Genomic DNA, 18,879 nt, shown 5'->3' with positions numbered 1-18,879 from the left:
AACCGAGGAGGACCGAGTTTCCGGCTCCCTGTCGGGTCGGGCGTCCGGTCCGGGGATGATGTCGGGGTGGCCACGCGGGCCGCTCGGACTCGGAACAGTGCAGGAGAGTCGTGATCAGGGTTCTCGTCACGGATGACGAGCCGCTCATTCGGGCCGGCATCAGGATGATCCTCACCTCGGCCGACGACATCGACGTGGTCGCGGAGGCCGGCAACGGCCGCGAGGCGGTGGAGCTGGCGCGTGCCCAACAGGTCGATGTGGCGCTGCTCGACATCCAGATGCCGGTCATGGACGGGCTCGCGGCCCTGGCCGAACTCCGCCGGACCGTCCCGGGCACCCGCGTACTGATCCTCACCACCTTCGGCGCGCAGCAGAACGTGCTGCGCGCCCTGACCGAGGGCAGCGCGGGTTTTCTGCTCAAGGACTCGGCACCCGCGGAACTCATCCGCGCGGTGCGCGCGGCGGCGGCCGGGGAGGCGTATCTGTCCCCGGGCGCCACCCGCCACGTCGTGGACTCGCTGGCGTCCGGCCGGACCGCCCGCGCCGATCAGGCCCGCCGCCGGCTGGAGTCGCTGACGGGCCGCGAGCTGGAGGTCCTGGCCCTCCTGGGCGAGGGCCTCTCCAATGCGACCGCCGGCCGGCGACTCCACATGAGCGAGGCCACGGTCAAAACGTATGTCAGCCGGATCCTGGCCAAACTGGACTGCGAGAACCGGGTACAGGCAGCGCTCCTGGCACGCGATGCGGGCCTGGGAGGCTGACCCGCCCCGCGAGACGGTCATCAGGTCAGGGGCCCGGCGACGGCTTCGAGGTCGGAGCGGAGCATCGGGCGGATCTCCTCGGTGAGGGCGGGCACGTACGGCCACATGACCGGCTGCCGGGACCAGGTCGCGGGGGTCACGGCCCATACGACGCCGTTCCGGTCGGTGAGGCGCGGCCAGGCGTAGGCGTGGCCGCGGGCCACATCGGCGTGCAGGCGCGCGACCAGGTCGCCGGGGATCGGGGTGATCCGGGGGCGCGGTGGGATCCAGCCCGGCAGAGGGCCGCGAAAGCCCACGCCCTGCCGACGGCGGAGCAGGACCACCTCGATCACGGCGGTGACGGTCACGCCGAGGGGCCCGGCGAACAGGGCCAGGAAGTAGGCCGGGGGCGGGTGGGCCCCTGGGTAGGCGTAGACGAGGTCGATGAGGAGGGCGTGCCCCACGGCGGTCAGCCAGGCGAGCGGGACGCAGGCCAGGGGGCGGACGAGGGGGTGGCCGCCCACGCTGAAGGCGTTGCGGTGGATCAGGTAGAGGACGGAGAAGAAGAACGTCGCGATCCAGGGGCCGAGGATCAGCCACACGAGCAGGGTGCCGACCGACCGCGGGCTGTAGTTGGCCCCGCCGTGACTGGCCCAGTACACGAACAGGCCGCAGAACGCCGCCGTGATCAGCGCGGTCAGCAGCGGGCGGACGACCAGCCGGGCGACCGTCCGCCGCGTACCGGGGCGGGCCAGGGCGACCAGCGGTACGCAGGCCAGCAGCAGCGACACCGGTCCGGTGCCCAGCATCAGGAGGCTGTCGCCGAACGCCTCGTCGATCAGGTCGTTCACGTCGGTGCCGGTTGCCAGCCGGATGACGACCATGAGAAGGCCGAGGCCCAGCAGCGCGCGGGGCAGCAGCAGCCGCTCGACGACCGGGTCGATCGCCCGCTCGGCGACGGCGCTCGCGATCGACTGTCCGTACCTGCCGGTCAGCGCGTCCACTCCGGCGAGGCCCACGACGTCGGCGGCGGTGAACCGGAAGACGCGAAACGGCCCGTAGAGACGCCGGGCCAGCCGCCACGGGAGGAAGACGTCGAGCACCCATGCGGCCGCTCCGCCCGGCTGGGGCGGGGCGGAGGTGCGGTAGGGCGGCCGGTCGTAGGCGGCGGTGTCGGCATCGGCAGCGGTCATGGAGGTCCCCCGGATCTCGCTCCAGAACGGCCATGATGGCATGTCAGTTTCCAGCGGATACGGGAATATTCGCGTGCGCGGGTACGGGGTCCGTCGCTAGCGTCGCGGCATGGCAATCTTCAGCAATTTTCTCTGACGGGGTTCGTCGGCAGACGCCGCGCGCCGTTGGCCGATGGCCCGGCGCCGGTTGCGTCTGCGCATCGTCGCTCCGCCGCGTCCGCCTGCGCGCGGACGGGCGGCCGTGTCCCGAACCTCCGAGCCGAGAAACGAGCTCTGCCTGTGTCTGTTCAGCCTTCTTCCAATGCGTCTTCCCGTACTTCGGCCCGTACTTCTGCCCGTACGTCTTCGCGCGCCGTGCTTGCCGATTGGTTCCGCGCGCACGCCACCACCCTGACCACCCTGGATCCGCAACAGCCCCTCGACGACCTGGAAGCGCTCCGGGAGATCGTCGGCGATGCGCGGGTCGTCGCGGTCGGTGAGGGCGCTCACTTCGTCGAGGAGTTCTCGCGCGCACGCCAGCGGGTGCTGCGTTTTCTCGCCGAGCGCTGCGGATTCACCGTCTTCGCCATGGAGTTCGGCTTCAGCGAAGCCTTCCCGCTCGACCGATGGCTCCGGGGCGAGGGGGACGACGGCGACCTGGCGAAGGTGAGCCGGGCCGCCGCCGAGTGGGGCGCGCGAGATCTGATGCAGTGGCTGCGCCGGCACAACCGCACCAGCGCCCACCCCGTGCGCTTCGCCGGCATCGACGTCCCCGAGGCGGGCGGGGCGCTGCGGCCCGCCCTGGAGCCGGTGGCCGACTACCTGCGCGAGGTCGATCCCGACGCGCTCCCCCTCGTCGATACGGCCCTGGAGATCAGCGACCGGTTCCTGACGGGCCGCGGTTCCGGCGCCACGGCCGGGCCCGCGTGGGCCGCCCTGGAGACCGCGGAGCAGAACGAGCTGACCGCCACGCTGGCGCGGCTGGTGCTGCGGCTGCGTGCCGTCGAACCGCTCTGTGTGTCCCGTAGCAGCCAGAGCCGCTTCGACATCGCCCGGCGCCGGGTGGAGGCGGCCTGCCACACCGACTACATGTACCAGGCGATGAACGCCCTGCTGTCCGGCCGGGGCCGTGCCGGGGACCTGTCGGTACGGGAGATCTACATGGCCGAATCGGTGCGCTGGCATCTGGAGCGTGCCGCACCGGGGACCCGGATCGTTCTCGCGGCGCACAACAACCACATCCACAAGACACCGTTTTCATTGCAGTTCGCCGGCGGCCTCACCACACTGCCCATGGGCCAGCACCTGCAGCGGACGCTCGGCCGGGACTACCGCGCCGTGGCCCTGGTCCACACCGCGGACCATGTGCCGGAGATGTATCCGGACCCGAGCGCCGCGGTGGGCTTCACCGTCGCCGAAGCCGGTCTGGAGCCCGCCGAGCCCGGCAGCGTCGAGGCCGCTCTCGCCGACGCCGGGCTGGCCGACCGGATCACCCTGACCGACCTGCGCCACGCACCGCGTGACGCCCAGGGGGCACCACTGCTCAACGGGATCCGGTTCCAAAGCTCCCATCTGAGCACCCCGGTCCCCGAGGCGTTCGACGCCGTACTCGCCGTTCCGACGGTCACCCGGGACCGGACGGTGCGCTTCTGACGGCCCGTGCCGGTGCCTTCTCGCCGCGCGGTCCGGCCGCCCCGTCGTCGTCTACAGTGCCGTAGACCGTCCACGGTGCACCGCACCGCCGGGGTCTGTGAGGTGACACCGTTGCGTCCCACCACCATCCTGGTCGTCGAGGACGACCACGCCCTGCGGGACGTGCTGGTGCGCGGGCTGCGGGGCGAGGGGTTCGGGACGGTGGCCGCGCGGGACGGGGCCACCGCCCTCCGGCTCACCGGTGACTCCGTCGACGCGGTGGTGCTCGATGTCGGGCTGCCGGACGCGGACGGGCGGGATGTGTGCCAGGCGATGCGGGCACGGGGGTTTCTGCGCCCGGTGGTCTTCCTGACCGCGCACCACGGGCTCGCCGACCGCCTGAGCGGCTTTTCCGCCGGGGGCGACGACTATCTGCCCAAGCCGTTCCATCTCGCCGAGCTGACCGCCCGGCTGCGCGCCGCGCTCAAGCGGTCCGGGGCCGCCACCGCCGCGCCCGCCGGTGATCTGGTGCTGGACCCGGGGCAGCACAGCCTGTGCGTACGGGACGTCGAGGTGGCGCTGACGCCCACCGAGTTCCGGCTCCTGGCCGCTCTGATGGCCGGGTTGGGGACGGTGGTGCGCCGACGGGAGCTGGTCAGGGCGGGCTGGCCGGAAGGGGCACAGGTCAGCGAGAACACGCTCGACCAGTATCTGAGCCGGCTGCGGCGCAAGATCCGGGAGGCGGGCAGCGATCTGACGATCAGCACCGCCCGGGGAATCGGGCACCGGCTGTCATGAGGGCCGGCCCGGCCTCCCGCCACCTCCCCCGCACCCTACGAGGACGCCTCTCGCTGGTGGCGCTCGCGACCGCCGCGCTGGTGATGGTGGTGCTGACGGTGGCCTGCCCCGTCGGACGTCCTCGGTGTCCGGCGCCCTCGACGGGGGGTCAGGAAACCCCCGCCGGTGCCTCCTCCTTGGGCGCGGCGTTCCTGCGCTCCTGCACCTGTGCGTAGCCCATGAGGCCGACCAGGACGGCGAGGAGGACGGCCGACGAGCCCGCCGTTCCGAGGTCCAGGCCGCCCTTGGCGAGGGGCTTGGTGAGGAAGTCGCCGGCGGTGGCGCCGAGCGGGCGGGTGAGCACGAAGGCGATCCAGAACAGCAGGACGTTCGGCACGGCGGGCACCCGCATGAGGACGACGAGTACGGCGAGCAGGCCGCCGACGAGCAGGGCCCCGCCCGCGTAACCGAGGCCGGAGCTGTCGGACAGGAAGTCGCCCGCCGAGGTGCCGAGGGTGTTCGAGACGAGGATCGCCGCCCAGAAGAGGGCCTCGGCGCGGAAGGTGACGATGTCGCGGATGGAGAACGTCAGCCCGGTGCTCTTCCAGACGAGGAAGATGGCGATCAGCAGCGAGATGAGGATCGCGGCGCCGGTGGGGTACCCCAGGCCCAGGCCCTGCGGCCCCCAGCCCAGCGAAGTGGCCCCGCCGGTAAGGAACTTGGCGCTCGCGTCCCGGTTCATGAAGTCGGACATCGTGGTCCCGGCCATGCTGGTGGACAGGATGACGGTCCAGTAGAAGAACGGGTTGTAGCGCCGGGAGCGGAGCTGGACGACCAGCGTGACCACGAAGATCAGGAACAGCGCGATCGTGGTCAGGAAGTATCCGAGCTTGAGGGTCTGGGCGAAGAGGTCACCGGCGGTCTCGCCGAGGGTCGTGGCGGCGATCTTCATGATCCAGAAGGCCAGTGTCACCTCCGGGAGCTTCTTCCGCACCCAGGTCTGAGGGCCGGCGGCATCCGAATCGGTCAGCAGTTCGGGCGTTTGCAATGTCAATCCTTCTCGGCGGGCCGCCGGCCCGTTCCCCCGGGGCGAGCGGTCATATGCCTGACGAAATGGCGGACTTCGGCCTCACGCGGGCGCAACGTATCACCGCGCGCCGACGTGAGGCCGCACGCCATCCGACCCTGCCAACCTTTCCCTGAACGGATCCTGAATGCCCATCAGGTGTGCATGGGAAGCCGCTCCGGCTCGCTCACATCCCGCCGGGACACCGTCGCCGATCGACGCGCCCAGCGGCCGGGGCAGGACGTACGCGATCCAGATGCTCCACACCGCATCCAGGTCGAGCGCGCAGTGCGCCACCGCGACCGCGGCGATCGCGGCGATCGCGGGGGCGAACAGGCCGGCGGAGATCCCGTACCCGAGGTCCATGCGCTGAGCGCGGCTACCCGTTCCGGCACGGGCGCGGGTCGAGCGGGGCGAGGACGCCGAGGCGGTCCTCGATGCACTGGGCCGCGTCCAGGCACAGGTCCTCGCGGTACATCCCGGCCACGACCTGGACGCCCTGCGGCAGCCCGGCCGCCAGCCCCGTGGGCACGGCCACGGCCGGCACACCCACATACGTCGTCGCGGTCAGCAGCCGCATCGGCGCCATCATCGCGTCCTGCTCCTCCGCGGTCCGCGGCACCACGGGCTCCGGTACCGGCCGCGTGGACACCGGGCCGAGCAGCAGCGGACAGCGCTCGAAGAAGCGGGCCCAGGCGCGCTGGACGCCGAGGCGTACGCCGGTCTGCCGCAGGTACTCCTCCAGGCCGACGGCCGGATGGCGCCGGGTGTCCAGCTCGATATGGCGGGCGCTGTCGTCGGTGAGCAGCCGCCGGAGCACGGGCCAGGCCAGCGAGAACTCGGTCATCAGGAGTGCGCCGAAGCCGTCGAGGGCGTCCTGGAGCCGCGGCACCTCCACCTCCTCGACGGGGTGCCCGGCGTCCTCCAGGGCGGCGGCCGCCGCCTCGATCGCGGCGCGTACGTCCGGATGGACGTCGCCCCGGCCGCCGGGGTCGGTCACCACGCCCACCCGGACCGGCGCCTCCGGACGCGGCCCGTACAGCGGCGCCGGGACCGCCCGCGGGTCCTGCGGGTCGGTGCCCGCCAGCACCTCGTATGCCGCCCGCAGGTCCGCCACCGACCGGGCCAGCGGCCCGTCCACCGGGAAGAGCTGGTGGCCCAGGACGGGCTCCTGGTCGGTCATCCGGTGGTCGGCCGGGAAGCGCCCGTAGCTCGGCTTCAGTCCGGCGACGCCGTTGAACGTCGCCGGGTTGCGGATCGAGCCGCCGGAGTCGTTGCCCAGGCCCAGCGCCGCCATACCGGTGGCCACCGCGACCGCGTCGCCGCCGCTGGTGCCGCCGGGAGTGCGCTGCGGGTCCCACGGGTTGACGGTGTCCCCGAACAGCTGGCTGACGGTGTGCACGCCGGCGATCGCCAGGTCGGGCATGTTGGTGCGGCCGATCGGTATCGCCCCGGCCGCGCGCAGCCGCCGCACCGGGGGCGCGTCCGCCTTCGCCACCCGGTCCCGGAAGTACGGCACACCGTGCGTGGTCGCCGATCCGGCGACGTGGATGTTCTCCTTCACCGTGAACGGCACCCCGGCCAGCGGGCCCAGCCGCTCGCCGGCCGCCCGGCGCCGGTCGGTCTCCCGCGCCGCCTGCCGGGCGCCGTCCTCCAGCAGCCGGGTCACCGCGTTCACGCGCGGGTTGACCGCGGCGATGCGCTCCAGATGTGCCTCCACGGCCTCCGCCGCGGAGACCTCTCCGGATGCCACCAGCTTCGCCAGCGCCGACGCCTCCAGCGTCCAGAGCTCGCTCGTCGTCCCCATCGGGCCCTCCCTTTCGTCCGGCCGTGCCCACCGTGCGGGCATCCGGCCGTGCCGACCGTTCCGGGACTCAAGATACAGATCTGTATCCGAATACAGGAGTGAATATTCCTGCCGGGGTGCGCCGTAGGATGCCGTCGTGACACCCGAACGCAAGCGCCTGACCCGTGAAGAGAGCCGGCAGCAGACCCGCGGCCGCCTGCTGACCGCCGCCGCCGAGCTGTTCACCGAACGCGGTGTCAACGGCACCTCCGTCGAGCAGATCGCCGAACGCGCCGGGTACTCCCGCGGCGCGTTCTACGGGAACTTCGAGGACAAGAACGCCCTCGTCGCCGAGTTGCTCCAGCACCGCACCCGCAGCGAACTGGAGGAGGTCCGCGCCCTCACCCAGGACGCCGCCTCCTTCGCCGACGCCCTCGGCGCACTCCGGGCCTGGAACCGCGACCGCGCCCGGCATCTGCCCGAATGGCTCGCCCTGCGCATGGAGCTGGTGCTGCACGCACTGCGCAACGAGGAGCTGCGCCCGCTGCTCGCCGAACGGGAACTCCTCGCCCGCGACGCCCACGCCGCCGGCCTGGAGCAGGCGTTCGCCGCCCGCGGCGTCGAGGCGCCCGCGGACCCCGCGTCCCTGGCCCTGATCGTCCACGCCCTGGAGGACGGCCTGCTCATCCAGCGCCTGCTGACCCCCGACGGCATTCCGGACGAGGTCGTCGTCGACGCCTTCGACCTCCTCCTGCGCTCCTGGACGGCGCTCGCGCAGCGTCCGGAGGGGGAGGGCGACGGCGGGGCCTAGGGCCTGTCCGCCCGCCGACGGCGCAGGACGGCGACGGCCGCGACCAGCACCCATGCGTCGGTGCCGAAGGCGGCGAGGCGTTCCAGGGTGCCCATGCCCAGGCCGGGGTCGTGCCGGGTGAAGAACAGGGCGGCGGCGGTCAGGGCGAGCAGGGCGAGCGCGAAGGTGGCGGGCCGGATGGCGGCGAAGAGGGCGCCGCGGGGGAGGAAGGCGGCGCACAGCAGGGCGGCGTTCCCCACGCCCATGATGCACAAGGCGCCCAGGACGTGCAGGTTTTCGTCGACGTCGGCCGGGACGAAGCCCACCAGGACCCAGGCCGCGGCGCTGATCAGGAAGAGGATCCGGGTGGTCAGCGCGCGGGCGCCGCGGCCCCAGCAGGCGCGGCCGGTCAGCAGGACGCCGGCCAGGAGGAGGGCTCCGTGGGCGGCGAAGGCGGCGTTCATCAGGTCGTGCAGGGGGGAGCAGACATAGCGCGGGCGGGAAGCGTCCCAGATCCCACAGTGGACGTTGCCCAGATCGCTGATGTTGTTGCGCACCCAGCTGTACGGGGTGCGCCAGGCGGCTCCCACGGCCGGTTGCACGGCCAGGAACGGGACGACGGCGAGGATCCATACGGCGGCCCCGAGGCGGCCGCGAGGATCCCCGGCGCGCGTTTCGGCCGTGACGTCCGGGTGTGGTGCGGGCTGGGTTGTGGGCTGGGCGTGCATCGGCGGCGTCCCCCTGGGTTCCGGCTGCGGTAGGGACACCGTCGCAGTCGGCGGGGTGCGGGCACATCGCTGCCGCGGGGGAAACGGGCTCCCCCTTCGGCGGGACGGCGGCCTGGCTCTTTCAGGGGAGCACGCCGGGGCGGGAGGGGTGTGCGGTGCCGTTGTGGGCGGGGGGATGGGCCTCCAGGAGGGAGGCGTACAGGCCGCCTTGGTGCAGGAGCTGGGTGTGGGTGCCGGACTGGACCAGGCGGCCCTCGTCGAGGACGAGCACGCGGTCGGCGCCGGCGGCCAGCGCTAGGTCGTGGGTGATCACGATGGTGGTGCGGCCTTCGGCCAGGCGATGCAGCGGGCCGAGGATGCGCTGGGCGGCGAGGGTGTCCAGGCCGGTGGTGGGCTCGTCGAGGAGGAGGACGGGGGCGTCGCGGAGCATGGCGCGGGCGATGGCGACGCGCTGGAGCTGACCGCCGGAGAGCCGGGCGGTGCCGGGGGCGATGACGGTGCGGTAGCCGTCGGGGAGGTCGCAGATGAAGTCGTGGGCGTCGGCCGCCTTGGCGGCGTGCACCACGTCCTCGTGGGTGGCGTGCGCGCGTCCGGAGGCGATGTTCTCCTCGACGGTGTCGTGCAGGACCAGCGTCTCCTGGGGCAGCAGCGTGATGTTCCGGCGGAGCCGGGCGAGCGGCTGCCGGTTCACGGGGATGCCGTCGAGCAGGATGCTGCCCTCGTCCGGGTCGTAGAAGCGCAGCAGCAAGGCGGCCAGGGTGGACTTGCCCGCGCCGCTGGGGCCCGTGATGACCAGCAGTTCTCCGGGTACGGCGGAGAAGGAGAAGTCCGTGAGGACGTTGGCGCTCCCGCCCGGGTAGCGGAAGGTGACCTGCCGCGCCTCCACCCTTCCGTCGGCGCGCTCCGGGGTCTGGATGACCGTTTCGGGCGGGGGGTCGGTGACGGCGGGGGGTGCGTCGAGGATCTCCAGCAGACGGTCGGCGCCGGCGGTGGCGGCGGTGACCGTCAGGCCGAGCTGGCCGAGGTTGCGGATCGGCGGGTAGAGGTAGCCGATGAAGGCCGCGAACGCGAGCAGCTGCCCGAGGGACATCCGGCCGGCGGAGATCTCCCAGGCGCCCAGGCCGATGATCGACAGGACGCAGATCGTTTCGAGGACCTCCAGCACCTGCACATAGAACTGGTTGAGCCGGGCGCTGACCAGTGAGGTCCTGAACCAGGTGCCCGACTCCCGGCGCAGCCGCTCCTCCTCGTCGCGCTGCCGGTTGTACGCCTGGGTCAGGACGACGTTGACCAGCGTCTCCTCGACGACCGCGGTGATGGCGCCCTCCGCGCGGCGTTCACGGCGCGAGACCTCGCGCAGACGGCCGGTGAACTGGCGGGTGGCGGCGAAGAACAGGGGGACGAGGCCGAAGGTGGCCAGGGCCAGGTCCCAGCGCAGGAGCAGGGCCGCACCGGCGTAGAAGACGAGGCCGAACACGGCGGTTGCCGCCTGCACCACGCCGCTGACCACCAGCGCTTCGATCGAGTCCACGTCGCCGGTCAGCCGCTCCACCAGGTCGCCGCGCCGGTTGCGCTGGAAGAAGTGCGGTGGAAGCTCCTGGAGATGGGCGAAGACGCGGGCTCGCAGGCGGACCACGAAGCGGATGGCGGTCCAGGCGCCGAGCGAATTGCCGAGGTAGCCGACCAGGGCGCCGATGACGGCCACTCCGAGCCAGGTGAGCGCGGGACCCCAGAAGGCGCTGACGGAGCCCTTCTGGAGGGCGTTGTCGGTGAGTTCGGCGAACAGGAGGATGGCCACGGTCTCGGCGAGGGCGGCCACGATCGCGCACATGCCGACGCCGAGGAGCCAGCGCCGGTCCCCCTTGGTCAGGGGCCAGAAACGCTTGAAGGCCGCTTGGGCGCGGAAGTGCCGGGGAAGCGGGTACTGCTGATCCGTCAGCAGACCGGTGCCCAGCGGGGCGGAGACCGTCGGCGGGTGCCCGGGACCGGCCTGCGGTGGGCGGGGCTCGGGGCCCGGCAGGTCCCCGGGCGCGGAACCCGGCGGGTACGGGGGCGCGTCCGGCGGGGCCGCGGCCTTTGATTTGGCCCCGAAGCGTTGCCTCCGCCGCGGTTGCCCTTCGGCGGTCGCGCCGCGGCGGGCGGGCTCAAGCGCCGTCGGATCCACACCACCCAGAGGTGGCGCGTCGGGGCGCACGGTGCGCTGACGTGAGCTGTGGAAGTGCATGGCCGCTGCGTCACACCCTCGTACGGGTCGTACTCAAGCAACGTTGTACTCAAGCAACGAGGCCGACCCGCGCAATGCGCGAGCCCGCCTCGCTCTCAGGACATCTCGTCAGGACTTTTCGTCAGGACTACTGGTCGGCCAGTGGCTCAGTACCAACCAAAGAAGCCGAAGCCGCGTCCATACCCGCGTCCGCGACCGAACCGGCCGAAGCGCCCACGGCCGTAGCCGCCGTAGCCCCAGTCGTCCCAGTCGTCCCAGTCGCCGCATCCACGACGACGGCGACGCCTGGCGGGGAAGACCGTCCGGAAGCTCATAATCGCCTCCTGCTGTTTCCGTTTGGCCTGTTATGTCGTGTCTGACCACGACACTTTCGAGGCTACGACGGCTTTTACCAGACAACAAGGACCTATGCGTGAAAATTCATGCAAATCGGAAATATCGCCCATAGTCGTCGCCCGGCTGCGCAGCGTACCCCTCGAACGGGGCGTGGCGGGCGGCGCGTTCCGCCCCCGGGACGGGATGGACGACCTCCCCAACTGACGTCATCCGTAAGCCGGTTGGGCATGCACCTCGTAAGTCGCCAGCCGGAACGACCCGGCGCGAGGCGTCGGAATATCACACCCCGTCAGCGACGGAAAATCTCCGGGAGGCGGGCAACGCATCCCATTTCAGGGATGGGTGACGTGGCGTCAGATCAGGCTCCGTCCCTGACGCTCCCTCACTTCACCGTCCGGTGCCGCCCGTAGAAGTGCGAGTACCGCTCCAGCGGATCCCCATCCATGCTCCACGGCCACGGGGTTCCCACTCCCCCGGTCGCCCGCAGTGCGACGCCGGCGTCGGTCGGGCGGGTGGACTTGAGCAAGGCGTAGGCCAGCAGGTTGAGATCGGCCAACGCGGCGGCGTGCTTGAGGAACCCGGGCGTCGGCCAGTCCTGGGCCGCCTGGTCGAGGGTGCGGACGACATCGGCCCGGCGCCAGATCTCCGCGGCACCCAGGGCCATCAGGCCGCCCACGGCGACCGCCCGCTGGTGGTTGCGGACGATGGCGGTCAGCTCCAGGGCGGCGGTGGGGGCGTCCGTCGGCATCTCGGCGCGGATGCCGTCGAGGAGGTCGAGGACCAGGACGCTGGAGCCGCACTCCTCCGGCGACAGATAGGCCAGGGCCTGGAGGTGGGCCTCGCGGTTCCACGGGTCGCGGGCCTTGATCTCGCGCCAGATCGGCGAGAGCTCGCGGGTGGGGCGGCGCTCCAGCCGCAGCGCGGCCAGGTGGAGGGTCCAGGGAGTGGGGTCCTCGGGGACCAGTTCGGCGGCGAACCGGCAGGTGTCGCGTACGGCGGACAGATCGCCGGGGGCCTCCTGCTGCCGGGCCTGGATGATCTCCGACCAGGCGTGCAGCAGCAGGGCGTTGGGGTCGCGCGGTTTGTGCTCCCGCCAGATGCCGGGCAGCGCCCGCCCGGCTGCCTGGGCCAGTACCTCCAGGCGGTGGGCCTTGCGGTCCCAGTCCTTGCCCGCCTCGTCGATCACCTGGCCCAGCAGTGCCATCACGGCGGTGTCGAGGGCACCGCGGTCCCAGCAGGTCAGCACGCGGCGGCGGACCTTGCCGAGGGCAGTGTCGTCGAGTTCGGGGGCCAGACGGGGACGGCTGCCGCTGCGGCGGCGTATGAAGGCAGGCATGGCGGGCGGGCGGCCTTCCGGACGTGCGGACGGAGAGGGGATTCGGCGGAAATTATGTGGGGGCAGCCGTATGGGCGGCAGCCTGCCATGCAGACCGCCGCCCGTACAGCCACTTACGGTTACCGAGCTGTAACGCTTCTCCGCCGTCCTACCTGGTGAGAGCGCCGCGGCTCCGGGCGAGCACGTCGCGGACCAGGGAGATGCCGACCACGACCACGGCCACCAGCAGCGACAGCAGCACCTGGATCCGGCCACCGCCGGGGCTGTCGTCGGTGAGCATGTACGCCAGCACGAAGGAGATCATCGCGATGGTGGCCCAGGTCAGGTACGGGAAGAGCCACATGCGCACGACGAGCTTGTCGGGGTTCTCGCGCAGGATGATGCCGCGCATCCGCAGCTGCGAGAAGCAGATGACCAGCCAGACGAAGAGCGCGACGGCGCCCGAGGAGTTCAGCAGGAACTGGAAGACGGTGGTCGGCCACAGGTAGTTGAAGCCCACCGCGATGAAGCCGAAGAGGACCGAGGCCAGGATCGCGGCCTGCGGGACGCCCCGGGAGTTCGTCCGGGCGAAGGCCGCGGGCGCGTCGCCGCGCTGGCCGAGCGAGAAGGCCATCCGGGAGGCGGTGTAGAGGCCGGAGTTCAGGCAGGAGAGCACGGCGGTCAGCACGATGACGTTCATGATCTGGCCGGCGTGCGGGATGCCGATGGTGTCCAGGGCCGCGACGTAGGAGCCCTTCTTGACGATCGAGGGGTCGTTCCACGGCAGCAGGGAGACGACGACCAGGATCGAGCCGAGGTAGAAGATGCCCACCCGCCAGATGACGCTCTTGGTGGCCTTGGTGACGGCGCGCTCCGGGTCCTCGGACTCGCCGGCGGCGAGGGTGACGATCTCGCTGCCCATGAAGGAGAAGACGACCATCAGGACGCCGGTGAGGATCGCGCTGGGGCCGTGGGGCAGGAAGCCGCCGTGCGAGGTGAGGTTGCCGAAGCCGGTGGCGGCGTGGTGGGAGCCGGGCAGGACGCCGAAGATCGCCAGGCCGCCCAGGACGATGAAGGCCGCGATGGCGACGACCTTGATGCCCGCGAACCAGAACTCGAACTCGCCGAACGAGGAGACCGAGGCGAGGTTGGTGGCGGTCAGCACGACCATCACGATCAGTGCCCAGGCCCACTGCGGGACGGCCGGGACCCAGCTCGTGAGGATGCCGGCGCCGGCGGTCGCCTCGACGGCGAGGACGACGACCCAGAAGAACCAGTACAGCCAGCCGATGGAGAAGCCGGCCCAGCGGCCCAGCGCCCGGTCCGCGTAGGCGGAGAAGGAGCCGGAGGTGGGGTTGGCCGCGGCCATCTCGCCCAGCATCCGCATGACGAACACGACCAGCGCGCCGACCAGGGCGTAGGAGAGCAGAATGCCGGGGCCGGCGGCCTTGATGCCGGAGGCGGAGCCGACGAAGAGGCCGGCGCCGATGACCCCGCCGACGGCGATCATGGACAGATGGCGGTTCTTGAGGCCCGACTGGAGACCTGACTGCTCCGGGGAGTGGCCGGTGCCGGGAGGTGCGGGCGGCGCGGCCACGGGGCCGGGGGGAGGTGTGGTCATCGTGACATCCATGAGGGTTGAGGGGTCATGCACGGGGTGACTGCTGGGATCGCCTCGGTGGCCGGCTGCGCCGGATTTCTCGGTGGTGTTGTCAGTTGCGTGCCCAGGATCCGGACGCGCGCAAGGGCCGGTTGGTGGCAGGTGGCGATCGTGGCCCTGACGCGTGACGACCGCGGCGACAAGGGGCCGCGGTCCTTCGATGCCAGCGTGGGTGGGGAGGCGCCTGCTGCGCATCCACGCCGTGGCCCGGCCTCCTCGTGAGAGGTGAGCGGCATCACGTCCGGTGTGGGATTTGCGTAAGCGTATGCGGCGATCCGCGACGGCGTATTTGTCCGGCCCGACAAATTCGTCCCGGATGGCTGTTCGGACGGCCAATGCACGGAAGCGTCCGCCACGGCCCGTACCGACGCCGACAGCGCATCAGCCGGGGGCGACGGCGTCGGGGCGGGCGGGCGAACGGGCGGTGAATGCGCCGGTAAGGCGGGCGGCCGGGCCGACAGGGGTCAGGCGGCCGCGGTGTCGGACCCGGCGCCCTGCTCCGCCCAAATGATCTTTCCCGTGGGGGTGTAGCGCGTCCCCCACCGCCGCGTGAGCTGCGCCACGATGAACAGCCCGCGCCCGCCCTCGTCGGTGGTCCGGGCGTGCCGCAGCCGCGGGGAGGTGCTGGAGGCGTCGAAGACCTCGCAGATCAGCGCGTCGGGGGCGGTCTGCCGGATCAGGCGCAGGGTGAGCGGTCCGCCGGCGTGCCGGATGGCGTTGGTGACCAGTTCGCTGACGATCAGTTCGGTGGGGAAGACCAGGGGGGCCATGCCCCATTCGGTCAGCTGGCGGTCGGCGAGCAGCCGGGCGCCGGAGACCACGGCCGGGTCGGCGGGCAGGTCCCAGGAGGCGACCTGGTGGGCGCCCAGGGCCCGGGTGCGGGCCAGCAGCAGGGCGGCGTCGTCTAGGCTCAGCCCGCGGCCGCCAGCCGCAGCTGGAGCATCGCCAGCAGCCGCTGATCGGGCCGGCTCAGATCCAGCCCGGTCAGCTCCTCGGCCCGGCGCAGCCGGTAGCGCAGCGTATTGGGGTGCACATGCAGCTCGGCGGCCGCGGCGCGGACGTCCCCGAAGGCGTCCAGATACGCGAGGACGGACTCGGCCAGCTGCCCCTGGCTGCGGCTGTCGTGCGTCACCAGGGCGGTCAGCCGGGGGTCGCGCAGTTCCGGGTGCGCGCCGAGCAGCGCCAGCAGCTCGCTGATCAGCACCTCGGCCTGGATGTCGGGCAGCGCGGCGACGGTGGTGGCGACCCCGACCCGCACCATCGCGTCCAGGATCCGGTCCGCCTCGCGCCGCGACTCGGGCACCTCCCCGAGCCCGGACACGATGCAGCCGACCGAACCGCGCAGCACCAGCCCCAGATGGCGGCTCGCCGCCTCGCTGATCTCCTGCCCCCAGCCGCGCAGCGTCCCCAGATCGATACTGCGCGGCAGCTGCGGCAGCAGCACATAGGTGCGCAGATCGGCCTGCACGACCAGGGCGCTGCGGTGCCGGGCCGCGGTGTGCACGGAGATCAGATTGCTGACCTCGGCGCGGGTCAGCTCGGACGCGGCCGCCTCGCCACCCCCGTACGAGAAACCCAGAACGGCCGCCGGGCGGGCCGCGTCGAGCCCCAGATGCGACGCCAGCGGCTGCGGCCCCGTGGTGCCGTCCAGCAGGCCGGCGGCCAGCGTCCGGGTCAGCGTCAGATCGGCGGACAGCTCCCGGCGGCGGCGTACGAGATGGAGCGCGGCGACCCGGGCGGCGCCCACGAGCACCTGGTCCGCGTGCTCGGTCAGCGCCGTCGAACCCTCCTGCACCCAGATGATGCCCAGCTGCCGCTCTCCGGAGCGAATGGCCACCGCCAGCCGGCGACGGATGCCCAGCTCCGGATGGCTGTCGATGTGGATCACCTCGTCCGAGGCGCGCAGTCGCTGGAAGACGCCCCACTCGCGCAGCCGCGCCAGATACTCCTCCGGGCTCTGCCAGCCCAGGATGGACAGCCGGCGCAGATCGTCGACCTCGTCGGAGTCGCCGGCGCGGGAGTAGGCCAGCACGCGGGTGGTGGTGTCCTCGATGCTGACGATGCCCCCGGTGAGCACGGCGGTGGTCTGCGCCAGTGCGAAGAGGTCCTGCTCCCCGCCCGCCTCGCCGCCGCCCCCCGACGGCGCGTCCTCCAACGCCGCGCGGGCCATCGCGTCCACCTGTTCCCAGCGCGCGTCGCGCCGTACGGACAGCAGCGCCACGCCCGCCTCGACGGCGGTCTCGCTGAGGGCGGCGACCTGACCGGGGGCATCGAGCTTCACGGCGACGGCGGCGGCCCCGTCCCGCCCGGCGGCCCGCAGCGCGGGAAACGCGGCGCGGCCCCGGGCCCCGATGGCCAGCACCAGCGCACCGGGAGAAGCGGCCGGTTCGTCCTCGGGGTCGAGCAGCTCGACCTGGCGGATCTCCACATCGAGCCCGGCGGGCGCGGCCTGCAACTCCACCAGCGGCTCGCCCAGCGACATCAGCAGCTGCCGCAGACTGATGCCGGTGCGGGCGGGCGGTGCCGCAGCAGCTGGATCCATGATCGGTGCCTTTGCCGGGTCGGTGACCTGCTCCCGATGCTAGGGCCTGCCCAAGGGGCCGGGCCCCGGCCGCCTGGTGCACGGCCTTCGGATACCGGACGGACCCTAACGAATTACTCGCGGGTATCCGGCATGGCCACCACGGACGGCACCAACTCGCCTTTCTCACAGCCGAGTTGTCCTACGAGGCGGTTGTGGGCCCCGCCGGTGTCACGTTCTGGTTGGCGTGGAAGAGGTTGCCGGGGTCGTAGGTCCGCTTGACGGACGCCAGCCGGTCGTAGTGGTCCCGGTAGGTGGCACGGACGCGGTCGTGGCCCTCGCCGACGCCCATGAAGTTCACATACGCCCCACCCATCGAATGCGGATGCAGCTCCTCCCAGTAGTCGACCGCCCACTCCTTGATGATCGCCGCGTTGTCCGGGTCGGGGTCGATGCCCGCGATGACGCCGGACCAGACGGCGTCCCGGTAGGCCCACGCCGTATCGTCCCCGCCGACCCGCGCCGCGGCCCCGTCGACGGGGTAGAGGTGCATGGTCGACAGGTCCGTCGGGATGTTCTCGCCGTACTTCAGATGCACCCCGATCGCGTCGTCGCTGATCCGGTCGAAGAACGCGCCCCGCCAGTACCACTGGAGCCCCGGCGGCATCAGCCCGTCGAACATGGTCTGGAGCGCGGGATACGGCATCGGCGCCGCGAAATGGAAGGTCGGCGCGCCGGGGCCGTCCGGCGGCGCCAGCGCCGTCTCGACCGCGCCCAGATCGCCCGTCCAGCACCACACCACCCCGCACATCTTGTGCCCGTGGATGTCCTCCGGGAACGGCGGCGCGGGCGGCACCACCAGCTGGGCGAAGAAGCCGCTGAGGTCCTCGGACGCGGCGGGCAGGAAGTCGCGGTACCACTCCAGCACCTCGCGGGCCTGGTCGACGGGCCACAGCGTCACGCCGACGCCCACCGTGTGCACCGGCCGCAGCTGGAAGTTGAAGGAGGTCACCACCCCGAAATTGCCGCCGCCCCCGCGCAGCGCCCAGAACAGATCCGGGTGCTCGGTCGCACTGGCGGTGACGAAACTGCCGTCGGCCAGCACCACGTCCGCGCCCACCAGGCTGTCCACCGTCAGCCCGTATTTGCGGGTGAGATGGCCGTGGCCGCCGCCGAGGGTGAGGCCGCCGACGCCCGTCGTCGAGACGATGCCGGCGGGCACGCCCAGGCCGAAGGCGTGCGCGGCATGGTCGAGATCGCCGAGCTGGCTGCCGCCGCCGACCCGGGCGGTCCTGGCCACCGGATCGACGCGGACCCAGCGCAGCGGTGACAGGTCGAGGGTGACGGCGTCGTCCAGGACACACAGGCCGGCGCCGCTGTGACCGCCGCCGCGGACGGCGAGTTCCAGCCCGTGATCGCGGACGAAGTCGACCGCGGCCATCACATCGGCGGCGTCCGCACACCGCGCCACGGCGGCCGGGCGCCGGTGGATCATCGCGTTGTAGATCGTGCGGGCCTCGGGATACTCCGGGTCCCGGGGTCCGATGACCGGCCCGCGCAGCGCGCTGCGCAGCTGTTCCAACGTGGTGCCGTCCATGGCGCACCGCTCCTCGACCAGACGCCGGTGTCCACCGCCATTCCAGCGTCCCGCCGGGCTCCGGGCCCCGCAATTCCGGACGGCGCCGGCCCGGCCCCTAGACGAGCGCGAAGGCGCGGGCCAGCGCGAGGCTGTCCTCGAAGGTGACGTAGCGGGTGATCTTGCCGTCCTCGACCGTGAGGTGGAAGGCGAAGGGCGAGGCGAACGTCCTGCCGGTGGCCTTGACGACATGGCTCATCCGGCCGAGGGCGACGGCGTCGGCGCCGTCGGCCAGGATGCGCTCGACCGTGAAGTTCTCCAGCCGGAGGTGGTCGGGCAGGGCGGCGAAGAACGCGACGGCCTCGGCGCGGGTGCTGCGCCGTCCGGTCCAGGGGACCTCCTCGGCGCCGTAGATGTCCCAGTCGATCCGCTCGGCGAACAGCTCCCCCAGCCGCTCGATGTCGCCGCTGCCGACGCGGCGGTAGAACTCTTCGACGACGGTGCGGGTCTCGCTCACGGGTTCCCCCCAAGGTTCACGGTGACGGTCGTCTTCGTC

The 18,879-nt window shown here is 72.1% G+C and carries 15 protein-coding genes and 1 pseudogene; 4 read left to right on the top strand and 12 right to left on the bottom strand.

Going from position 1 to position 18,879, the window contains the following annotated elements; genetic code table 11:
* Positions 1 to 110: 110 nt before the first annotated feature.
* Positions 111 to 761, top strand: a complete 651-nt coding sequence (locus B1H19_RS22540; protein ID WP_083106610.1) for a response regulator — start codon at positions 111 to 113, stop codon at positions 759 to 761.
* Positions 762 to 781: 20 nt separating this feature from the next.
* Here the strand turns inward: B1H19_RS22540 and B1H19_RS22535 are convergent, their stop codons facing one another.
* On the bottom strand, positions 782 to 1,933 hold the full coding sequence (locus tag B1H19_RS22535; protein ID WP_159028115.1) for a hypothetical protein: 1,152 nt from the start codon (positions 1,931 to 1,933) through the stop codon (positions 782 to 784).
* A gap of 354 nt (positions 1,934 to 2,287) precedes the next feature.
* Between B1H19_RS22535 and B1H19_RS22530 the strand changes: the two genes are divergently transcribed.
* Both B1H19_RS22530 and B1H19_RS22525 read left to right on the top strand, forming a co-directional pair.
* A complete protein-coding gene (locus tag B1H19_RS22530; RefSeq protein ID WP_083106608.1) occupies positions 2,288 to 3,565 on the top strand; it encodes an erythromycin esterase family protein in 1,278 nt (425 codons plus the stop codon).
* Positions 3,566 to 3,676: 111 nt separating this feature from the next.
* Positions 3,677 to 4,342: a response regulator transcription factor gene (locus B1H19_RS22525; RefSeq protein ID WP_083106607.1), complete on the top strand. Its 666-nt coding sequence runs from the start codon at positions 3,677 to 3,679 to the stop codon at positions 4,340 to 4,342.
* A 148-nt stretch (positions 4,343 to 4,490) separates the two neighbouring features.
* Here B1H19_RS22525 and B1H19_RS22520 read toward each other — a convergent pair whose 3' ends face one another.
* From B1H19_RS22520 to B1H19_RS22515, 3 genes are all read right to left on the bottom strand, one after another.
* Positions 4,491 to 5,369: a COG4705 family protein gene (locus B1H19_RS22520; RefSeq protein WP_083106606.1), complete on the bottom strand. Its 879-nt coding sequence runs from the start codon at positions 5,367 to 5,369 to the stop codon at positions 4,491 to 4,493.
* Between the two features lie 99 nt (positions 5,370 to 5,468).
* Positions 5,469 to 5,753, bottom strand: coding sequence for a hypothetical protein (locus B1H19_RS39075; protein WP_162500690.1), 285 nt, complete (start codon positions 5,751 to 5,753; stop codon positions 5,469 to 5,471).
* A 13-nt stretch (positions 5,754 to 5,766) separates the two neighbouring features.
* Positions 5,767 to 7,194, bottom strand: a complete 1,428-nt coding sequence (locus B1H19_RS22515) for an amidase (RefSeq protein ID WP_083106605.1) — start codon at positions 7,192 to 7,194, stop codon at positions 5,767 to 5,769.
* Positions 7,195 to 7,330: 136 nt separating this feature from the next.
* Between B1H19_RS22515 and B1H19_RS22510 the strand changes: the two genes are divergently transcribed.
* The gene (locus B1H19_RS22510; RefSeq protein WP_083106604.1) at positions 7,331 to 7,984 is read left to right on the top strand and encodes a TetR/AcrR family transcriptional regulator; all 654 of its coding nucleotides are present in this window, start codon (positions 7,331 to 7,333) and stop codon (positions 7,982 to 7,984) included.
* Here B1H19_RS22510 and B1H19_RS22505 read toward each other — a convergent pair.
* The 8 genes and pseudogenes from B1H19_RS22505 to B1H19_RS22470 form a co-directional block, all read right to left on the bottom strand.
* Positions 7,981 to 8,691: a DUF998 domain-containing protein gene (locus B1H19_RS22505; RefSeq protein WP_083106603.1), complete on the bottom strand. Its 711-nt coding sequence runs from the start codon at positions 8,689 to 8,691 to the stop codon at positions 7,981 to 7,983. The genes B1H19_RS22510 and B1H19_RS22505 overlap by 4 nt on opposite strands.
* A gap of 121 nt (positions 8,692 to 8,812) precedes the next feature.
* Positions 8,813 to 10,915 (bottom strand): ABC transporter ATP-binding protein, encoded by a 2,103-nt coding sequence (locus tag B1H19_RS22500; protein ID WP_083106602.1) that lies wholly within the window; start codon positions 10,913 to 10,915, stop codon positions 8,813 to 8,815.
* A gap of 718 nt (positions 10,916 to 11,633) precedes the next feature.
* The gene (locus B1H19_RS22495) at positions 11,634 to 12,587 is read right to left on the bottom strand and encodes a hypothetical protein (RefSeq protein WP_083106601.1); all 954 of its coding nucleotides are present in this window, start codon (positions 12,585 to 12,587) and stop codon (positions 11,634 to 11,636) included.
* A 148-nt stretch (positions 12,588 to 12,735) separates the two neighbouring features.
* Positions 12,736 to 14,187, bottom strand: coding sequence for an amino acid permease (locus B1H19_RS22490; RefSeq protein ID WP_107426421.1), 1,452 nt, complete (start codon positions 14,185 to 14,187; stop codon positions 12,736 to 12,738).
* Positions 14,188 to 14,690: 503 nt separating this feature from the next.
* Positions 14,691 to 15,131: pseudogene (locus B1H19_RS22485) on the bottom strand (ATP-binding protein); the annotation flags it as partial.
* Between the two features lie 5 nt (positions 15,132 to 15,136).
* Complete coding sequence (locus tag B1H19_RS22480; RefSeq protein WP_083106600.1) at positions 15,137 to 16,768, bottom strand: PucR family transcriptional regulator; 1,632 nt, start codon at positions 16,766 to 16,768, stop codon at positions 15,137 to 15,139.
* 181 nt (positions 16,769 to 16,949) lie between these two features.
* A complete protein-coding gene (locus tag B1H19_RS22475; protein ID WP_083106599.1) occupies positions 16,950 to 18,344 on the bottom strand; it encodes an FAD-binding oxidoreductase in 1,395 nt (464 codons plus the stop codon).
* A gap of 97 nt (positions 18,345 to 18,441) precedes the next feature.
* A complete protein-coding gene (locus tag B1H19_RS22470) occupies positions 18,442 to 18,840 on the bottom strand; it encodes a nuclear transport factor 2 family protein (protein ID WP_083106598.1) in 399 nt (132 codons plus the stop codon).
* Between the last annotated feature and the right edge of the window lie 39 nt (positions 18,841 to 18,879).

The organism is Streptomyces gilvosporeus (assembly GCF_002082195.1).
GTDB lineage: Bacteria > Actinomycetota > Actinomycetes > Streptomycetales > Streptomycetaceae > Streptomyces > Streptomyces gilvosporeus.
The sequence above is the reverse complement of the archived record's forward strand: the minus strand, read 5'-3'. Positions and strand labels throughout refer to the sequence as shown.